The following is a 20239-nucleotide window of genomic DNA, read 5'->3' on the forward strand; positions in this document are numbered from 1 at the left end:
AACTTCTTCTGCTCTCGACACAAACCTCCTCTCTTCAATATCTAAGGTATTTATAAAAAATTAAGTTGCCGATGCTGCTGTAACTCATCCAAAGAGTTAATGCTGTGAAAAAACAGTGCATGATTTTTAAATCGTGCCACTTGTGGGTGCAAATCTGCAAAACACTGCCTTAAACTGCGCTGATTTTGCTCAAGGTGCTGAATCAATGTCGGCAAACTGCTCCGTTTTAACAAACAAAACGGATACAGTGCACGGTCATTAATTTCTACAATAACGACACCACAGTTCGGATCTTGTTGCATCGCCTGATGTAGCCGTGAAAACACTTTTTTCGGAATAAAAGTCACATCACAGGGTACGAACAGCACATAGTCTGATTGCACATGTGTCCATGCACTTTTCATCCCCATCAAGGGTCCTTGGAAACCTGTTGCCTCATCTTCAAAAAAGCCAATCGACGGAATCAACCGCTCATAAATGGAATGATCGCGATGGCTGTTGACCCATAACTTGGTTGCACGTGACTTTAACTGCTGATGAATTTTGATAAGTTGAATTTCATCATCAAATTTTTGCAAGAGTTTATTAATGCCATTCATACGGCGCGCCTGACCACCCGCCAAAATAACAACTTCAGTTTCTGGGTAGCTCACGGGTTTGAATATTTTTCTTTTCATTCTACATCCTCCGTTTGACAAGCTTTGATCAGACCTCGAATTTCAGGTAAGCAGGAACCGCAATTGCCTCCTGCCTTTAAGCATGCAGTGACTTGTTTTTCATGGGTGATATTTTTTTCTTTAATGACATCGATAATACGATTTTTCCCAACTTTAAAACAGCTACAGACCAGTGGGCCATCGCTATTAGTCATTGACATGGCTTGCCCTGCCAATAAAGCCTTCCGATGCATAGCACTTAAGCGTTCGCGCTTAAACAAACTTGCCACCCAGTCTCGATCTGGCAATAACGCTTTGGGCGCAATATACAGACTCGCAATGAGGTGTCCATCTTGCAACACCACACTATGACTGATATGAGCGGTTTGATCTTCTACATTGAGCCATTCAAAACTTTCATCATCAAAAGGCAATAAAGCTTTGAGTTGTTCCGTCGTTTCCGTAAAACGTCGGCGATCTGCCAGCTCATAACGAATAGCTTTGGACGTTTTGATTTTGGTCCACCAAATGCTTTGTTCAATACTTTGTTGTACCAAATGTTCAAAGCCTGTTCGCACATAAAAGACGCCCTGCCATTGCGTATAAAACGGATGAATCATCACAGGGGTATGCTTGAACTCAGGTTCTCCTGAAATCGCATCCACCACAGGATTCACCACTTTGCCAATCCGTGCATCTGATGCGAATTGATCACTCCAGTGAATCGGTGCAAAAATCTGTCCACGACGGATATTGTCACTGACTGCGGCTCGTAACACACAGTTTCCCCAAGCCGATTTGATCTCCACCAATTCCCCATCTTTCAGACCATATTTCAGGGCATCATTCGGGTGAATTTCACAATAAGGTTCTGCTTTATGTGTGCTTAAATTAGCTGATAAACCTGTACGCGTCATGGTATGCCATTGATCGCGGATACGTCCCGTATTCAGCACCAATGGATATTCACTGCTGGTTGGATTTACTGCACCAACTGCTGTTGTTGCAATAAACTTGGCTTTACCATCTGGGTGACTAAACTGACCATCTTTAAATAATTGGGCAAAAGTGTTTGGTTTGGTTTGACCGTTTTTCAAAGGGGCAAGTACAGGCCACTGCGTCGGTTCAAGTTCTTGGTAGTCGTCAAGTGAAAGATTCGTCAGACCTGCCAAATTGAAATAGCGGAATGTTTCAGTCGATGAACGTAAATCGATTTCTGCATTTTGATAAGCTGAAAGCTGGGCATGTTCTTTGAAAATGTCATGACTACTTTCAAAGTCAAAACCGTCAAAACCTAACTTTTGCGCCACTTGTGACACTGACCACCAATCTGCTTTGGCTTGTTCAGGGCTGTCTAAAAAAGCACGCTGTCTTGAAATACGGCGTTCCGAGTTAGTGACTGTGCCATCTTTTTCACCCCAACCCAATGCAGGCAGTAACACATCGGCATATTGCGTGGTATCTGTATCTAGACAAATGTCTGACACCACCACAAACTCACATTTCTCTAGTGCACGTTTCACCTGATCGGCATTGGGTAAACTCACCACAGGATTGGTCGCCATAATCCAAATGGCTTTAATTTTTCCAGCTTCGACCGCTTCAAAAAGGTCGACGGCTTTTAAACCCACTTGCTTTGCAATGGTTGGGCTGTGCCAAAACTGCTGTACCAATTGTTGATGTTGTGGATTATCCAAGTCCATATGGGCAGCCAACATATTGGCAAGACCACCCACTTCACGTCCGCCCATTGCATTCGGCTGCCCAGTCATCGAAAAAGGTGCAGCGCCCAACTTCCCAATTTTGCCCGTTAACAAATGGCAGTTGGTAATGCTATTGGCTTTGTCTACCCCACGTGAAGACTGATTCACACCCATTGAAAATAAGCTCATCACTTTTTCTGTTTGTGCAAATTTTTCAAAAAAGAGTGCTAATTTTTCAATAGAAATCCCCGTCCGTTCGCTCACACTATCTATGGATGCTTCAGAAGCACTGCTTGCCAGCGCCTGTTCTAAGCCTTGAGTATGCTTTGCAATAAAATCGGTATCGGTATAATGATTGGTTGCTAAATACTGTAATAGACCATTGAACAGCGCGACATCTTGACCCGGTAAAATCGGTAAGTGTAAATCAGCCGCCTCACAGGTGGCAGTAAAACGCGGGTCAATCACGACGACAAAAAGATCTCGCTCCTCTTTGGCTTTCATGATGCGTTGATACAGCACAGGATGACACCATGCGGTATTTGAACCGACTAAAACCACCATATCAGTATGTTCAAAATCACTATAACTGGCTGGGACTAAATCTTCCCCAAAAGCACGTTTATGCGCAGCAACGGCTGAAGACATACACAACCGTGAATTGGTGTCGATATTGGCCGTACCCAAGTAACCTTTAACAAATTTATTGACCACATAATAGTCTTCAGTCAGCAGTTGACCTGAGACATAAAAAGCTATACTTTCAGGCCCATATTGATCGATATAATGTTGAAATTTGTTGGCGATTAAATCTGTTGCGGTATCCCATGAACTTACCTCACGTTGCGGTTTACGCCCTAACATGGGATGTAAGACGCGTGTTTCTAAACCTACCGTGTCAGCTAAATTACTGCCTTTAATGCACAACTTTCCAAAATTAGATGGATGCTGAGCATCACCCACCACAGAGACTTTATGTCCTAAGGCAGTTTCTTCAACAGTTGCTGTTACCCCACAACCCACCCCGCAGTAGGGGCAGGTGGTTTGTGTGGTTGTCATCATTTTTTCTGTGGAGCTATGCAGTTCCATTACAGGGATACTATTCATTTCTGCTTCGCTCCTATTTGCCTTTCATTTATTTTGAATCACTCACAACGGCGTCTTTTCTTTTGTGTTTAGATTTAGGATTAACCTTCGGTTCGACCTACTTTTCTTTTGGGAAAAGTAGGCAAAACCATTGTCATTCACAAAACTCGTCCCATACCACTTTCACCCCAACTTATTCGCAGAAACATTAATTTTCATAAGTAACCCTGCCTCAAACAAGTTGTGAATGACTTTTCCGCGTATCAAATTAACTATCAGAAAATCTATCCCCCTCCTTTCACGAGGAAGTTTTTACCCTGCTTTTTTTAATGCAAAATCTTTACCAAATAACAATTTATTTCGAATTGAAGAAATTGGGGTTTGATCCGAAATAAGTTCTGCATACCAAACACCATCTTCGGTATCCCCAAACAACACCGCACCAACGACCTTATCCTTTTGAATAATAATGCGTTTATAAATCTGACGTTTTTCATCATTTAAAATAATGTCTTCAAAGTCATCCTTCGGTTCAAAATTACCCGCTGAGAACACATCACAACCACTTACCTTTAACTGTGTTGGAACAGTTGGTGCTTTGAACGTTAAGCTGCCATGCTCCGCCAAATGTGAGGCACAAATGAACGCCTGCCCCCAAAGTGGCTCAACCAAGCCAAAAGTCTGGCTACGATGCTCAATACACTCCCCCACGGCGTAAATACTTGGGTCAAAAGTCTGCATGGTGTCATTCACCAACACACCACGGTTACAGCGCAGTCCTGCACTTTGTGCAAGTGCCATGTTCGGACGAATACCAACTGCAAAAACCACAAGATCCGCCGCTAAGACTGTACCGTCTTTCAAGCGAATTTGTGTGACATGACCATCTACACCCACCAATGCTTCAGTATTGGCCTCAGTGATAATGGAGATACCCTTTTGTTCAATACTATGGCGTAGCATTTGGCTGGCTTTACTGTCTAGTTGGCGCTCCATAATGCGATCCATCAGATGTAAAACTGTGACATTCATCCCGCGTTGTTTGAGGCCATATGCAGCTTCAAGTCCCAACAGTCCACCACCGATTACCACGGCATTTTTCTTGGTCTTGCAGTAATCCAGCATGGTGTTGATGTCATAGATATCTCGGAAACTAATGACACCTTCCAAATCCGCTCCAGCAATTGGAGGAATAAATGGTTTCGAGCCTGTCGCTAAAATTAAACGATCATAATCAACCACTTCGCCTTTTTCGGTATAGACCTGCTTACGAGGACGGTCTATACGTACCGTAGGGTCACCCGCAATGAAACGAATCCCTTTATCGCTATACCATGCATGTGGATGCAACATGATGTCATCGATGGTTTTCTCTCCTGATAACACTGGCGATAACATAATACGGTTGTAGTTTCCCCAAGGCTCTTCACCAATCACCGTCACTTCATAACGCTCTGGTGCCATGTCGAGCAAATCTTCCAGACAACGCATCCCCGCTAGGCCATTGCCAACCAGCACCAATTTCATTTTTTCCTGAGATGCACCTGTGTTGGTGATATAGGTTTTTTGTGGTGTCGGACTAATCCACACTCGACCATTTTCAATTTTGCTTGGAAAAACCAATAGTTTTTGATCTTTATCTTCCAAACAACGTCCCGTCGCCAAGCTAAAATGCTGTTTATAAATCGGGGATGCCACCACACGCTCGCCTTGTAAATCACCAATAATGCCGCGCGACATTACAAAAGCTTGGCTAAATGGGTCTTGGTTACTCAAGGCATATACCCGCTTTTCAGCACCGACACGAAAAATAGCAATTTGCTGATGTTCAATAAGTGCACCTACGCCAGTGTTTGGCGTTAGATCATCTAACGCACAGACATCAACCCAATCTAGCTCATTCATTTCTTTTAAAATTGTCATCATCTTGATCCTTTTTAAACTTTTTCATTCATTTATTCCCTCTATCTTTGCTTTTGAGAGAGTGCTGAAGAAAGAAGTTTGAATACCCTAATTTGTTAAGCTTCAACCACTGGAATACGGCTACGATCTCGTTCAGCCTCAGTTTTAGGACGAATCTGGCCACGAACTTCTGCAAACTGAATATGCGGATCTTGTTGTTGCTCAGCTTTGGCATTGATGAAAGTCACGAAGCGTTTACGTACTTCTGGGTCTTCAACAGCCGTACGCCATTCATCTTGATAAGTCCCCACCACATGGCTCATACGACGTTCTAGTTCAGCAGCTAGACCTAAAGAATCATGCACAACCACATCTTTGAGATAATCTAAACCACCTTCCATGTTGTCGCGCCATACTGAAGTTCGTTGTAAACGGTCTGCGGTTTGCACATAGAACATAAAGAATCGGTCGATGTATTTAATTAAAGTTTGGGTATCAAGATCCGAAGCCAATAACTCGGCATGGCGAGGCTTCATCCCTCCATTACCGCAGACATACAGGTTCCAGCCTTTTTCAGTGGCAATCACACCGACATCTTTACTTTGTGCTTCGGCACATTCACGGGTACAGCCTGAAACAGCCATTTTTAATTTGTGCGGTGAGCGCAGTCCTTTGTAGCGGTTCTCTAGGAAAATAGCTAAACCCACCGAGTCATCCACACCGTAACGACACCATGTACTGCCGACACAAGACTTCACTGTACGCAACGATTTCCCATAAGCATGGCCTGACTCAAAGCCGGCAGCGATGAGCTTTTCCCAAATTTCAGGAAGTTGGTGAATTTGCGCGCCAAACATATCGACACGTTGCCCCCCAGTGAGCTTGGTATATAAGCCATATTCTTTAGCAATTTGCCCCACAGCAATTAAGCCATCAGGCGTCACTTCACCGCCTGCCATCCGTGGGACTACAGAATAAGAACCATCTTTTTGAATATTCCCTAGGTAGTAATCATTACTGTCTTGTAGACCTGCATGGCTTGGTTTCAAAACAAAGTCATTCCAACACGACGCTAAAATATTGGCTGCAGTTGGCTTACAAATATCGCAGCCCAAACCGTGACCATGTTGTTGAATCAGGTCATCAAAAGTTTTGATTTCATTGACCCGTACCAAGTGATACAGCTCTTGACGTGAGTATGCAAAGTGCTCACAAATATGGTTATTCACGGTCACGCCTTGGCGTTGTAATTCAGACTTCAGCACCTGAGTGACCAGTGGCGCACACCCCCCACAGGCAGTGGCTGCTTTGGTACATTTTTTTAGGGCACCTAGAGACGTTGAACCCTCAGCAATCGCACTGCAAATATCGGCTTTAGACACATTATTACATGAGCAAATGGTTGCACTGTCTGGCAGTAAATCAACTCCACTACCGCCAGATTTACTTGAGGATTGTGCATAACCTGGCATGATTAAACTTTCAGGATTTTCTGGAAGCGCTAAACCATTCAGCATCATTTGTAGTAAGTCGTTGTACTCTTTTGCGCAGCCCACTAAAACTGCACCAAGTAGCTTGGTCTTTTCGCCGTTCACCACGATTTTTTTATAGACTTGTGTGTCTTCGTCGGCATAGAAATAACTGAGTGCATTCGGTGTCATCGCATGTGCATCGCCGACAGAAGCCACATCAACGCCCATCAGTTTCAACTTGGTGCTCATGTCTGCACCCGCAAATTCAGCACAAGCTTGTTCAGTGACATGTTTTGCTGCAATACGTGCCATGTCATAGCCCGGTGCCACCAGACCATAAATTTTGTTTTGCCACAGTGCACATTCACCAATGGCATAAATATCTGGATTTGACGTTTGGCAATAATCATTAATCGTGATCCCGCCACGCTCTCCAAGCGTTAAACCGCTTTGACGTGCCAACTCATCACGTGGGCGAATACCCGCTGAGAACAAAATGATGTCTGTTTCAAGCTCAGAACCATCTCCAAATTTCATCACATGCTTAGTTGCAGTACCTTCCTCAATCGATGAAGTTGCTTTTTGGGTATGGACTTTTACGCCTAAGTTTTCAATTTTTGCACGTAGAACCTTTCCGCCCAAGTCATCAATTTGGACTGCCATGAGACGCGGTGCAAACTCAACCACATGGGTTTCCAAGTTCAAATCCCGTAGCGCCTTAGCGGCTTCTAGGCCCAGTAAACCACCACCAATGACCACACCCGATTTCGCATTAAGACTCGCAGCACGAATCGCATCTAAATCTTCAATGGTTCGGTAGACAAAGCAGTTTTCACGGTCATTACCCGAAATAGGCGGAACAAAAGCGTATGAACCTGTTGCCAAGATTAGTTTGTCAAAACTAAGAACATCACCATGATTCGTCGTCACCGTTTTATGGCTTTGATCAATTGCAACCGCTTTGGTATTTAAACGTAAATCTATGCCATAAGCATCAGCAAAATCTGCACGACAAAGGGTTAAATCCTTTGCTGATTTACCACTGAAATATTCAGTCAAATGTACACGGTCATAAGCCAAGCGCGGTTCTTCGGCCAAGATGGTAATTTCAACATCATCACCCACATGTTCGAGTACTGATTCGATAAATTTGTGGCCAACCATGCCATGACCAATCATGATGATTTTCATATTCTTTCTCCGCAATATTTCATTTGTTCTGCCTAAGCCTTGAGGCTTGGGTTTAATCTCTTTATTTAGTTTTGCGCTTCAGCAATGCTACGATCATGTACTGCTTGTTCGAATAAGCGCTGTTCCTTTTCTTTATGCTCAACAGAGAAGCGAATCATGAGAACAAAACTTGCAGCGATGACCACCAAGCCACCTAAAATCATCAGTGTGGTTTGAATATCCAACATACCTTTGAGCAGGAAACCTGCTGCCACTGCACCCACGTTCCCCCCTGCGCCAATAATGCCTGCCACACCGCCCAAGGCATCGCGGTCAATGAAAGGAACCAAAGCATAAGTTGCACCACATGCCATGTGCGTGAACAATGCAAAGACTGTCATTGCAAGAATCGCAAAGATGGGGGTATTCATTTGAGAGAATAGGACGAGGAAAAGGCCTTCCAGCAGAATCATGACAAACAACACTTTGGTTCGACCATCAAGCCCTTTTTTTGTTGCAACTTTGTCTGACACAATGCCACCCAGAGCACGAGCAAACAATGCCAGTAAACCGAAAATACCAGCCGCCATCCCGGCTTCTTTTAAACCAAAGCTAAAGTGGTCAACGTAGTACATCGCGACAATGTTGTGAATAAAGATTTCGATTCCGAAACACGCGGCATAGGCACCAAATAGAATCCAAACACGGTAGTTTTTCGCAGCATGCATCAGAATCGCTACACCACCTTTTTTATCTGAACCAACACTGACGCCCTCTGCACGAAGTTCTTGGAAGTTGCCTTGTGGACAATCTTGAGTAAATTTCCAATACATCAAACCCACGATCAGCATCAAGACACCTGGAACGATCAGTGCAATTCTCCAGCCCATTGCTTGCTCTACACCAAACATCACCAAGGCACCGAGCATCAATGGCATGAGTACTTGTGTTGCACCACCGCCTGCGTTGCCCCAGCCTGCTGTCGCTGCGTTTGCAGTCCCGACAACATTTGGCGCAAACATAATGCTGGTGTGATACTGAGTGATGACAAAGCTTGCTCCAATCGCACCAATCAATAGACGGAAGAACAAGAAGGATTCATAGCTATTTGCAGACGCTACTCCAAAGACTGGAATGCTGCCGAGTACAAGAAGTGCGGTATAGGTTTTACGCGGGCCGTATTTATCACACAATGGCCCCACAATAAGACGAACTAAAATGGTGATGGCTACGGCCGCAATATTAATATTGGCAATTTGATCTTTGGTTAAATGAAATTCACCCGCGATCACTGGCATCAGCGGAGCACAAGCGAACCAAGCAAAGAAGCAGACAAAAAAGGCGAGCCAACTCATGTGGAAGGCTCTCATTGCTGCGCCGTTAAAACTGAAAAGACTTATTTTTGTTGCTTTTTTAGCATGTAAATTTGAAGACATAACCTTCTCCAGACTGAACTGAGCGTATAGTTTTTCTACAGCACAAACTCTTGGGATGTAGAAGCGATCAGAACGGACGTCGTTGGCCGTCTTACAAATTCGATTTAGAGTCGTCTTTGACTCATTAGGGATAATGCAAAGAGTGTGCCAATATTTATAATTAAATAACAACATATTGTTTTTTAAAAATTTATTTAAAAAATAATCTTATAATTCGATATAGTCAGCTCTTTTTATTTTTAAAGCACAACAGCTAAGTTTTCCGACTTTTTAAAACACTGCTACCTCTTGGTGCATTTTGCATTATCGATGAGCATCTGCTTTCTCAAATAAACGACATTGCTTTGTTCTAAGCACGACATCTAGAAGTTCTCCCTTAGATGTACAAATCGACTGTGAACATCAACACTTCAATTTACTGAATCCATATCCGTAAACTCTTTCATGAAAACTCCGATCACAACATATGCAACATGCATACTTTGTCTGTAATCGCGACCATAAAGATTGACTGCCTAATCCGAGATAAAGCTGGCATTTGTTAAGTTTGGCATTTAAATTGCTTGTACACTTTTAGATCTCATTTTCAGGTTTTCCTGAGCACTGTACAGTATGCCTAAACTGAAAATTGCATTGATTGATGACAATCAAGAACGCGCACAATATATTCGAAGTTCCCTCATCGAATATGATTTCGATGTAGTTGCCTGCCTGATTATCGATCACATCAATATTAGCCGTCTTGAACAATTAAGTGCTGACGTCATTTTGTTAGATATGGACCATCCGCAACGTGACATTATTGAAAGCTGTGTAAGTCAATTTAACCTACCCACTGTTTTATTTACTAAAAATAGCCATAAAGACACCATTAAAAGTGCCATAGATGCTGGAGTGACGGCTTATATAGTGGATGGGATAGATCCTTCAAAGTTAGAAAATATTTTAGAAATCTCGATCGAACAGTTTCGTAAACACAAAAAGTTGCTCACAGACTTACAAGACACCAAAAATAAACTCGCCGATCGTAAAGATGTGGAGCGTGCGAAAGTATTGCTGATGCAATTACATGGACTATCTGAAGATGATGCCTTTCAATTGCTGCGTAAAAATGCCATGAGCCACCGTATGACCATCGGTGAAATGGCAAGACGTCTGTTGGATGCTCAACAGCTTTTACAATCTCAACTCAAGGACTAAGTCATGGCTCAACTCGAAAAGTCACAACTTCATCTGGGCTATATTCCACTTTTAGACTGTGTTGCTTTACTGTGGGCTAAACAACGCGGTTTTTTTGAGGACGTGGGCTTAGACGTGAGCTTAGTCAAAGAAGCGTCTTGGGCAAGTTTAAGAGATCGTTTGGCTTTTGGTTTTCTAGACGCCGCGCATTGTTTATCTGCCATGTTGCCTGCTGCTGCACTCGCTCAAGATCAACTCGGTATTCCGCTACAAACCCCTCTCGTCTTAAGCTACAACAGTGCTTTTATCAGCTTAAGCCAAAAACTATGCTACGCGCTTGATATCAAAAAAACTGACGATGCAGCCACCACTGCACAGAAATTCTTTAGTGCCATGCAGCATGAACAGTATCTTCCGATTGCCCATGTGTTTAAGCACTCTATTCATCATTATTGTTTACGTGAGTGGTTGGCGTTGGCCAATCCTGAATTTGCCAAACGCGTACATCTCCGCACTTTACCGCCGCCCTATATGGTGGAAGCCATTTCAAACCAATTGATCGATGGTTTTTGTGTTGGGGAACCTTGGAACACACAAGCGGAAATTCAAGGTTATAGCCAAATCATTGCGACTGGCTCAGACATTATTCCTCGCGTCGCAGACAAAGTACTGGCTGTGACTCAAGAATGGGCTATCTCCAATCCTAATACACTTTCAGCCCTCGTCCAAGCCATCCAAAAAGCACAAGTTGAACTTAAACAGATGCCGGATCTTGAACCTGTTTGGCAAGTCTTGGTCGATTACAACATCATTCGCTTTGCGTGTTCAGCAAGTGTTCACGTCGAAAAATATCACCTGATTCAGAACATCATTCGTGGTTTTATTCCAGAACAAGCCCAGCCGCAAGTTTCGGATTTTGTTTGGCTCACACAGCAAATGCAAAAATGGGATGATATAAATTTAGATAGTGATGAAATTCGCGGTATTAGTGAAAATTGCGTCCTTCAAACAAATTCTTGATTTTTAAATTATTACTATATGTTACTTGATACGTAATTACGCACCATTTTAAAACATTTATTCTGAAAAATATTTTGAAGTAAATCTGTGATCTAACTTTACTGCCACTTTATTAAACATTTTTCTTTAGCTTCCATTTATCTGAGCGTGCTATTTACTGATGCGAAAAACACGCTAAGATCTTTTCAAACATAAAAACAATAGATAAATAATCTTCATCACAACTTCTTTTTTAAACGTCAAACTAACCCAAGGACAGCGGGGTGTATTATGTTTACCGAGGAAAATCGACATGTTTCTTTATTACATGCGATTAACAAAATACTGATTAAAGACTGGGATCCACTGCGAATCTATCGTAATCCTGCACTACAAGATGAATATGAGGAATACTTACCCAGTTTATTTCGCTTCATTTGTGAACAAGCCAGTGAAACTGAAATTTTTGAATATTTATGGTGGGTGGAAAATAAGGTTATGGAAGTCAAAGGGAATAAGACCCATACTTTAAAAATTGCACATTTGTTGAAAGATCTACAGGAAGACTAAGCCGAGTTTACGCCTGTAAATGCTCAATCAAATCGGTCACCATGTTGCTGTTGACGCAATACTCTTAAGTCTGCAAGTCCAATATAAATTTCTGCTGCAATCAAGTCGCGGAACTGCTGTAACTGTTCTAGGTTTTCAATATGCATCAAACGTTGTCTGGGCATAAACTTAAAATAAAAAGGCAAGCGTTTCGGAATAAAATGTTTCGGCAAAGATGGGATCACCTCCCCTTTACGCAGCAAGCGACTCAACTGTGGCACTTGTAGCAACTTTTGAAAATATTGGTGCTGAACCACTTTATTAGCATCAAAACCAATATCAAAGACTTCATCTCCGCCTAACGCGGCAAAGGGTACAATGTCATAGCCAAATTCTTGAGCGAGCTTTAAAAAGCCGTAACGTTGTTTCCAAATCAGGTGGTACTGTTCGCCTTCACGTTTTAGAACTTCGCGTCCGCCACCAGGAAAAACCAAAATAGAATAGCCTTGTTGCATGGCTTCACGCACATAGACTGGAACGCCATCGACCGCACCAAATTTTTTCACCACACTGCGCCACAGTGGCAAATAAAAATGGCTATGATCAGCAATACTGACCACAGCCACTTGATGCTCATTGTAGAGATAATCAATCAACATAGGTGAATCGAGCACACCATACATAGAATGATTTCCTACATACATTGCAGGTTGTGATGCATCTAACTGTTCAGCACCAATAAATGTCGGTGTGAAATAAACTTTGGATAAAGCACTCAGGCGTTTAATCCATTTTGCATCATGCTCAACCTGCAACATACGGGCTTATGCGACGTGTTTTTTCACAAGCACAGCACCAACAGAGTAACCCGCGCCAAATGAACACAAGACACCGTATTCACCATCATTGACTTGGTCTGCTGTGCGGTGCAACGCAATAATGACACCTGCTGAAGAGGTATTTGCAAATTCATCTAAAATGATCGGCACTAAATCAGGCTGAGCATTTTCTTTGCCTACGACCAGTTTCAGAATCAGCTCATTCATGCTGGCATTGGCTTGGTGTAACCAGAAACGCTTCACATCAGTCGGTGCAATGTTGTTTTTCTCAAGTTGCGCTGTAATCATTTTGGCAACCAGTGGACAAACTTCTTTGAACACTTTACGACCGTCTTGAGCAAAACGATTGTTTTCAATGTCTGCATCGACTTCACTTAAGTTTAGGAAACCAAAGTTATTGCGGATGTTGTTTGAGAACTGGGTGAATAAGTTAATGTCTTCAATTTCAAAACCAGTTTTGCTGTCGGTTTCTTCAATGATTGAAGCCGTTGCAACATCACCAAAGATAAAGTGGCAATCACGTGAACGGTAGTCGGTATGACCAGAGGTGATTTCTACATTCACCAATAATACACGGCGTCCGCCCGCTTTGATCGCATCATAGGCTTGTTTAATGCCAAAGGTTGCGGCCGAACATGCCACATTCATGTCGTAGGCATAGCCTTGAATACCCAATGCTGTTTGGATTTCAATTGCAACAGCTGGATAAGCACGCTGTAAATTAGAGCACGATAAAATTACCACATCGATATCTTCTGCAGTTACGCCTGCATTTTCCATCGCTTGTTTTGCAGCGATCACGCCCCATTCGGCTTGAATCGAGAGTTCATCATTTGAACGCTCATGTAACAATGGACGTAAACGCTTCGGATCTAAGATCCCTGTTTTCTCAACCACATAACGACGTTTTACACCAGATGCTTTTTCAATAAACTCTGCGCTTGACCCACGACGGGCTTCCAACTCGCCCGAAGCAATTTTGTCAGCATTGTCTAGGTTATACTGTTCCACATAAGCATTTAAACTTTCAACTAACTCTTCATTGGTAATGATGTCTTCAGGATGATAAAGACCCGTACCTGTAATGCGGATGCCCATGTAAAACTCCTTCTTTAAATTACCTATATCTTAACTGATTCCAAGTTTTTCCCATACTTTTTGCAAGCGAGTCGGAGAAATGGGCATCTTTGTCTTCATCGGTTGAGAGAATAAAGAAATCCGAAACTCCTCAACCATGAAATACAATTCTTTAAGGCGAGTGTCATTTTTAAACTTAAATAATTTTTCCATCCACGGGTCAACTTGATCAATGGCAGAATTATCCCTCTGTAGGTTATTGGGCAGGCGCTCCAAACGCAAGACCAATGCTTTCAAATATCGAGGAAATTCAAGCCAAATGTCGGAAGATTTCACATAAACAAAAGTTGATAAGCACATCAAATCTAGCTGATCTTCAACATCATCAATATTTTTCCCAAACACTGCATCATCTAAGACCAACAGTTTTCGACGTATATCCTGCCATTGAATATAGATCTCTGTCACATCTGCCAGTGCTTTTTGCCCATGGGTCAGAAAAGTTTTTTTGACATTTACAACCAAGTTTTCAAACTCTTGTGCGTTGACAGGCAGTTCATTGATCGACATTTGCAGTGTGGCATAAACTAACATTTGCTCCAACTGCACCTTATCGCCCAAAGGTGAATACGCCAATGCCAACGGTTTGGAAATTTGCTTTTTCAACTGACGGACCAAATCCCCCAGTTGTATATGCACCAAACGGAGTACACCCTCACGGTGCTGTTTAATCGCCTCAGCTTGATCATTAAAGGTCTGAATCACCACACCAGACTCATCCTTTTGTTCCAGTGCCGCAAAGGCCTTGGTCGGGACTAAAGCTTGATACTGCTTCACCACCACACCCGTCACTTTTTGTGATGCTTCAAACACAAAATTTTCAGGAAAAGTTTGGAACTCACCTTTGAGCTGTTTGACTGGACTATGAGTTTCTGTTCGACAGCGCGCTTTTAACTCAGACAAGTCACGACCTTGTTCAATCACACGGCCTTTGTCATCTATCACTTTAATCAATGGCAATAGATATTGTTCAATCCGCTCAAAGCTAAAGTCTTTTTCAGTGATTTGTTCGCCACGCAACTGGAAGGCTAAAAAGCTAAAAATATGCTGTTGCAAATGCATCGCATCTACTTTCGCCATTAGCTTTGCAGCCGTGTCAGGGATAGGCACCAAATGACGACGTTTATCTTTAGGCAGCGCCTTGAGTAAGGCTTCCATTAAATCCTGACGCCAGCCGGGAATGCCCCACGACCACAAGTTTTCATCCACCTGAGGCAAGGCTTGCAACGGAATTTTCACTGTTGCACCATCTTCGTCATGGCTTGGATCAAAACGGTAACTGGCTGCTAGGCGCAGTTCGCCATTGCGTAAAAAATCGGGAAATTGTTGTGTGGTTGGACGGTCGTTCATCCACAGCGCATCATCATCGATAAATAAATAACGTGGGTTTTGCGGTTCAACCGTAGCGCGCCAGTCTTCAAAACTACGACGGCTTGCGACCTCTTCAGGAACTTTAGCCGCATAAAACTGGTAAATAGTCTCTTCATCCACCACCAAATCACGGCGGCGTAGCTTATCTTCGACCCGCTCTACTTCTTCAAGTTTAAGCAGGTTGTGTTTTAAAAATGGTGGCGTAATGCCTAAATGTCCTGTCGTCAGTGCATCTCGAAGGAAAATTTCATGTGCCGCAACATGATCGACTTTTTCATAATTGATCTGACGTTTCGGCTCAATAATTAAGCCAAACAATGAAATTTGGTCATATGCATTGACCACACCTGCTTTTTTCGACCAGTGCGGCTCAAAATAGTGGTGCTTCAGCAAATCACCTGCTGCAAGCAAAATCCACTCAGGTTCAATTTTTGCCAGTGTACGAATGTAGACTTGTGAAGTTTCTACCATCTCAAAAGCCATGACCCAAGGCGTATTGGTCTTATGTAAGGTAGATGCTGGAAAAATGCGGGCCTTTTGCTGACGCACCGCCATAAACACATTGCGTTCATCGGTTTTATTGGCAATAAAAGACAACAAACCTGTTAAAAGTGCACGGTGTAAATTTTCATAACTGGCTTTTTTCTCATTAAAAGACAACTTTAAGCCTTTTGCCAAATCAACCAATTGCTCATGAGTTTTCTTCCACTCACGTAAACGCAACCAGCTTAAAAAGTGATTACGCGCAAAAGTACGACGCTTGTTTTCACTCATGTCACGGTTGGCAATCAGTGCTTCCCAAAGTTTGATATAAAATAAAAAGTCAGAATCGGCTTCGCGGAACAACGCATGTTTCTGATCCGCCTGCATTTGTTTATCCGCTGGGCGTTCACGTGGGTCTTGTACAGCCAAAGCGGCAACAATCACCAAGACTTCATTCAACACTCCAAAATGTGCCCCACCCAAAATCATACGGGCCAAACGTGGATCAATTGGCATTTTGGCCATTTGTTGACCAATTTTGGTTAAATCTCCTTTACTTCCCCCTTTGGAAAAGGGGGATTGAGGGGGATTGAGTTCAGATGAATCTCCCCCAACCCCTCTTTGCAAAAGAGGGGCTTTACTTTGCTCCGTCATTGCCCCAAGTTCAACCAACAACTTACGACCATCGTTGACTAAACGATGATCTGGCGGCTCAATAAAATCAAAATCTTCTAAAGCACCCAGCCCTAAACTTTGCATCTGCAAAATAACTGAAGCTAAGTTCGTTCGCTTAATTTCGGGTTCAGTAAACTCTGGGCGACTTTGAAAGTCTTCCTCAGAATACAAACGAATACATACACCTGGAGCAATACGACCACAACGACCTTTACGCTGATTTGCTGCTGCTTGTGAAACCGCTTCAATCGGTAAACGCTGTACGCGTGAACGATAGTTATAGCGAGAAATACGCGCAAAACCACTGTCAATCACATAACGAATATTGGGTACAGTCAGCGCTGTTTCTGCAACGTTGGTGGCGATAATAATGCGTCGCCCACCACCTGATGGATTAAAGATTTTTTGTTGTTCAGCCAAGGCCAAACGCGCATATAAAGGCAAAATTTCTGTATGTCGTGGCCCATGCTTTTGCAAAGTTTCTTGTAACTCACGGATCTCTTGTTCGGTACTAGCAAAAATTAAAGTATCGGCATATTCAGGATGGCCTTTTTCTTGTGCATCCCGAAAACATTCCTCTACAGCTTGCACGACGGCACGAGGTAAGTTTTCTTCAAAGTCATCAAACTCATCATCATCACTACCGACAATGCTCATCTCAGAGACTGGGCGATAACGTAGTTCGACTGGAAAGCTACGACCTTCTACTTCAAAAATAGGTGCATTGTTAAAGTACTGACTAAAACGGTTTACATCTAAAGTTGCCGAAGTGATGATAACTTTTAAATCTTTACGGCGAGGCAAAAGTTGTTTGAGATACCCCATGATAAAGTCGATATTAAGCGAACGCTCATGCGCTTCATCGATAATAATGGTGTCGTATTTATTGAGATAACGGTCATTGGCCAACTCTGCCAGCAAAATACCATCTGTCATTAAACGAATGATCGAATCCTGCGACCCTTGTTCATTAAAACGAACTTTAAAGGAAATCGACTCACCAAGTTTCTCACCAACTTCTTCTGCAATACGCTGGGACACGCTACGCGCAGCCAAACGACGTGGCTGTGTGTGACCAATCAGACCGGTTAAACCACGACCCGCCAACATTGCAATTTGCGGTAGCTGTGTGGTTTTACCTGAACCTGTTTCCCCTGCAACGATAATCACTTGATGCTCTTGAATGGCATCAATTAACTTATCTGCATACTGCGTAACAGGCAGGTCTTGATTCAGTTTAATATTCGGAATGCGTTCAATACGCTCTAGAACTTTTAAATGCGACTGTTCAAATAATGCTTGATATTGCTTTTCGTTGGCATCTTTTCCTTTTTTGAGTCGGTTTAAACGATGACGGTCTTTGACCATCACCAATTGCTCTATATTTAAAGGACGCTGCACAGAAAAAATACCTACATCAAAAACATCAATCGCTTAGTTTACGTGGTAATACAGCGAAGCGAAAGTACAGCATTATTTTTTAATTTTAACTTTTTTTCAAATATCCCCTTGAATTTTAAGCCTAGGGACATCATGTCTGTAAACGAGTTGCGGAATAGATGATTTTGTCATTTGGTCATCATATTTATCATGCTAAATGAACAGAATGATCACATTCGCTGAAATAGTCTGGAGTAAGATTCGGTTTTTCCGATTCTTGTAATGTAAAAATACTGTTTCAGCAATAACAAAAATTTCGATACCCTATTCAACATTAAATACAAACCCCAATCATGGAGACAATGATGAGCTTGATTAATACTGAAGTAAAACCATTCGCAGCTACTGCATATCACAACGGTCAATTTGTTGACGTAACTGAAGCAGATCTTAAAGGCAAATGGTCTGTAGTATTCTTCTACCCAGCTGACTTCACTTTCGTTTGCCCAACTGAACTTGGTGACCTTGCTGACAACTACGCTGAATTCCAAAAATTAGGCGTGGAAATCTACGGTGTTTCTACTGACACTCACTTCACTCACAAAGCTTGGCACGACACTTCTGAAGTTATTGGTAAAATCCAATACCCATTAATCGGCGATCCAACGTGGACTCTTTCTAAAAACTTCGACGTTCTAATCGAAGCTGCTGGTCTTGCTGACCGTGGTACTTTCGTAATCGATCCAGAAGGTAAAATCCAAATCGTTGAAATCAACGCTGGTGGTATTGGCCGTGATGCTCAAGAATTACTTCGTAAAGTTAAAGCAGCTCAATATGTGCACGCTCACCCAGGTGAAGTTTGCCCAGCTAAATGGAAAGAAGGCGAAGCAACTCTTGCTCCTTCAATCGACCTAGTAGGTAAAATCTAATCTAAATTAGATTGAACACATAAAAAACCACGCTTTTTAGCGTGGTTTTTTATGGCCAAAATAACAGTACAATATGACAAAAAAGAGAAAAATCCAGAACAATAAAGAGCTAACCTTTATGCGCTACACAGAATTCATGACTGGAATTCAGTGCGTGTACCCGCTACAGTAGAATGAATACATGCAGCTCTTTGAAGAAGAAAAATGACTTATCAAGTTCATATGATTGATGTGAAAAACCAAGTCCAAAACTATATTTGGCTGCTGGAACACACCTCATCAAAGCAAGTCGTGGTGGTTGATCCAACTGAGGCTGAATTAGTTGAAGATTATTGCACTGAACATGGCTTAAGCATTGCTCAAATTTGGCTGACTCATTGGCATAAAGACCATATTGGCGGTGTCGCCGACCTGATTGTGAGTCGCAATATTCCTGTGTATGGACCACGTGAGGAATTATCTAAAATTCCTTTCATCACCCATGCATTGATGGATGATGACTATTTCTCATTTCATGATTTACATATCGATGTTTTAGCAGTTCCTGGCCACACACTGGGCCATATTGTGTACTTTATTGAATCTATCCAGACTTTATTTTGCGGTGACACTCTGTTTGCTATGGGCTGTGGGCGAGTGTTTGAAGGTACACATGAGCAGATGTACCATTCGCTCAATCGTTTAGCAGCTTTGCCTGCCGAAACCAAAGTCTATTGTACGCACGAATACACGCTCTCTAACGCGAAGTTTGCCAACCATGTCGAACCAGACAATATTGCCATTCAAGAACGCCTAGACCATGTAGAAACCATGCGTTATTTGGGGCAATGTACCCTTCCTAGCAGTATTGAGATCGAACTTGAAACCAATCCTTTTTTACGTACAGAAAACGTTGAAGAGTTTAAGCGACTGCGTGATCTGAAGGATCAATTTTAATTGGTCTCCCCCTTCTAGAGACTGCTGACTAACGCAGTCTCCTATTATGTATGTATGCTTCTATTGAGTTAAAACGATCAGTTGGGCTTCTACCCTTAACCTTTGAGCTCTCAAAATTTCAACCAATCCAGTTTCAACCCACACAATGCCAGAATCGAATGATCACGACCAAGACTCGAGGAGAATACCGTCTCAAAATATCCAGACTTTGAAAAAAATCATTACATTTCTATTTACGAGAAAATACTTCTCTATCACGAACGCACATAATTCCATTGTATTGAGACTCATCTCAAAATATTATTATTTTTCATCATGATAAACTTATTTTAAACAA

13 protein-coding genes are annotated in these 20239 nt (G+C 42.4%); 5 read left to right on the top strand and 8 right to left on the bottom strand.

What is annotated here, in order from left to right:
• Positions 1-50: 50 nt before the first annotated feature.
• From mobA to AC4CUX_RS00885, 5 genes are all read right to left on the bottom strand, one after another.
• Positions 51-677 carry a molybdenum cofactor guanylyltransferase gene (mobA, locus tag AC4CUX_RS00865; protein WP_201951822.1) on the bottom strand — a complete coding sequence of 209 codons (627 nt, stop codon included), beginning with the start codon at positions 675-677 and terminating at the stop codon, positions 51-53.
• A complete protein-coding gene (locus AC4CUX_RS00870) occupies positions 674-3466 on the bottom strand; it encodes a nitrate reductase (protein ID WP_201951825.1) in 2793 nt (930 codons plus the stop codon). The genes mobA and AC4CUX_RS00870 overlap by 4 nt, the downstream gene beginning before the upstream one ends.
• 291 nt (positions 3467-3757) lie before the next feature.
• A complete protein-coding gene (gene nirD / locus AC4CUX_RS00875) occupies positions 3758-5368 on the bottom strand; it encodes a nitrite reductase small subunit NirD (RefSeq protein WP_201953944.1) in 1611 nt (536 codons plus the stop codon).
• Between the two features lie 95 nt (positions 5369-5463).
• Positions 5464-8010, bottom strand: coding sequence for a nitrite reductase large subunit NirB (gene nirB / locus AC4CUX_RS00880; protein WP_004696315.1), 2547 nt, complete (start codon positions 8008-8010; stop codon positions 5464-5466).
• 65 nt (positions 8011-8075) lie between these two features.
• Positions 8076-9425 (bottom strand): MFS transporter, encoded by a 1350-nt coding sequence (locus AC4CUX_RS00885; protein ID WP_201951827.1) that lies wholly within the window; start codon positions 9423-9425, stop codon positions 8076-8078.
• Positions 9426-10037: 612 nt separating this feature from the next.
• Here AC4CUX_RS00885 and AC4CUX_RS00890 point away from each other — a divergent pair.
• The 3 genes from AC4CUX_RS00890 to AC4CUX_RS00900 all read left to right on the top strand — a co-directional run bounded on the left by AC4CUX_RS00890 (position 10038) and on the right by AC4CUX_RS00900 (position 12173).
• Positions 10038-10625 (top strand): ANTAR domain-containing response regulator, encoded by a 588-nt coding sequence (locus tag AC4CUX_RS00890; RefSeq protein WP_201951830.1) that lies wholly within the window; start codon positions 10038-10040, stop codon positions 10623-10625.
• A gap of 3 nt (positions 10626-10628) precedes the next feature.
• Positions 10629-11624: an ABC transporter substrate-binding protein gene (locus AC4CUX_RS00895; RefSeq protein WP_201951832.1), complete on the top strand. Its 996-nt coding sequence runs from the start codon at positions 10629-10631 to the stop codon at positions 11622-11624.
• Between the two features lie 270 nt (positions 11625-11894).
• The gene (locus AC4CUX_RS00900) at positions 11895-12173 is read left to right on the top strand and encodes a hypothetical protein (RefSeq protein WP_004696307.1); all 279 of its coding nucleotides are present in this window, start codon (positions 11895-11897) and stop codon (positions 12171-12173) included.
• Between the two features lie 23 nt (positions 12174-12196).
• Here the strand turns inward: AC4CUX_RS00900 and AC4CUX_RS00905 are convergent, their stop codons facing one another.
• From AC4CUX_RS00905 to hrpA, 3 genes are read right to left on the bottom strand one after another with little or no spacing between them, the layout of a single operon-like run.
• Positions 12197-12970, bottom strand: coding sequence for a 1-acyl-sn-glycerol-3-phosphate acyltransferase (locus AC4CUX_RS00905; RefSeq protein ID WP_201951834.1), 774 nt, complete (start codon positions 12968-12970; stop codon positions 12197-12199).
• Between the two features lie 6 nt (positions 12971-12976).
• Positions 12977-14089 (bottom strand): beta-ketoacyl-ACP synthase III, encoded by a 1113-nt coding sequence (locus AC4CUX_RS00910; protein WP_004696303.1) that lies wholly within the window; start codon positions 14087-14089, stop codon positions 12977-12979.
• 30 nt (positions 14090-14119) lie between these two features.
• Entirely contained in the window at positions 14120-18058 is a 3939-nt protein-coding gene (hrpA, locus tag AC4CUX_RS00915; RefSeq protein ID WP_279690356.1) for an ATP-dependent RNA helicase HrpA, read from the bottom strand.
• A gap of 344 nt (positions 18059-18402) precedes the next feature.
• Here hrpA and ahpC point away from each other — a divergent pair, with 344 nt between their 5' ends.
• Complete coding sequence (gene ahpC, locus AC4CUX_RS00920) at positions 18403-18966, top strand: alkyl hydroperoxide reductase subunit C (protein WP_004982189.1); 564 nt, start codon at positions 18403-18405, stop codon at positions 18964-18966.
• Between the two features lie 204 nt (positions 18967-19170).
• The gene (gene gloB, locus AC4CUX_RS00925) at positions 19171-19902 is read left to right on the top strand and encodes a hydroxyacylglutathione hydrolase (protein ID WP_201951838.1); all 732 of its coding nucleotides are present in this window, start codon (positions 19171-19173) and stop codon (positions 19900-19902) included.
• Positions 19903-20239: the final 337 nt, after the last annotated feature.

It is taken from the genome of Acinetobacter sp. 231_lipA (assembly GCF_058243005.1).

Excerpts from the sequence above, each read along its gene's own strand:
- mobA (WP_201951822.1), bottom strand. The coding sequence starts at position 677 with ATGAAAAGAAAAATATTCAAACCCGTGAGCTACCCAGAAACTGAAGTT.
- AC4CUX_RS00870 (WP_201951825.1), bottom strand. The coding sequence starts at position 3,466 with ATGAATAGTATCCCTGTAATGGAACTGCATAGCTCCACAGAAAAAATG.
- nirD (WP_201953944.1), bottom strand. The coding sequence starts at position 5,368 with ATGACAATTTTAAAAGAAATGAATGAGCTAGATTGGGTTGATGTCTGT.
- nirB (WP_004696315.1), bottom strand. The coding sequence starts at position 8,010 with ATGAAAATCATCATGATTGGTCATGGCATGGTTGGCCACAAATTTATC.
- AC4CUX_RS00885 (WP_201951827.1), bottom strand. The coding sequence starts at position 9,425 with ATGTCTTCAAATTTACATGCTAAAAAAGCAACAAAAATAAGTCTTTTC.
- AC4CUX_RS00890 (WP_201951830.1), top strand. The coding sequence starts at position 10,038 with ATGCCTAAACTGAAAATTGCATTGATTGATGACAATCAAGAACGCGCA.
- AC4CUX_RS00895 (WP_201951832.1), top strand. The coding sequence starts at position 10,629 with ATGGCTCAACTCGAAAAGTCACAACTTCATCTGGGCTATATTCCACTT.
- AC4CUX_RS00900 (WP_004696307.1), top strand. The coding sequence starts at position 11,895 with ATGTTTACCGAGGAAAATCGACATGTTTCTTTATTACATGCGATTAAC.
- AC4CUX_RS00905 (WP_201951834.1), bottom strand. The coding sequence starts at position 12,970 with ATGTTGCAGGTTGAGCATGATGCAAAATGGATTAAACGCCTGAGTGCT.
- AC4CUX_RS00910 (WP_004696303.1), bottom strand. The coding sequence starts at position 14,089 with ATGGGCATCCGCATTACAGGTACGGGTCTTTATCATCCTGAAGACATC.
- ahpC (WP_004982189.1), top strand. The coding sequence starts at position 18,403 with ATGAGCTTGATTAATACTGAAGTAAAACCATTCGCAGCTACTGCATAT.
- gloB (WP_201951838.1), top strand. The coding sequence starts at position 19,171 with ATGACTTATCAAGTTCATATGATTGATGTGAAAAACCAAGTCCAAAAC.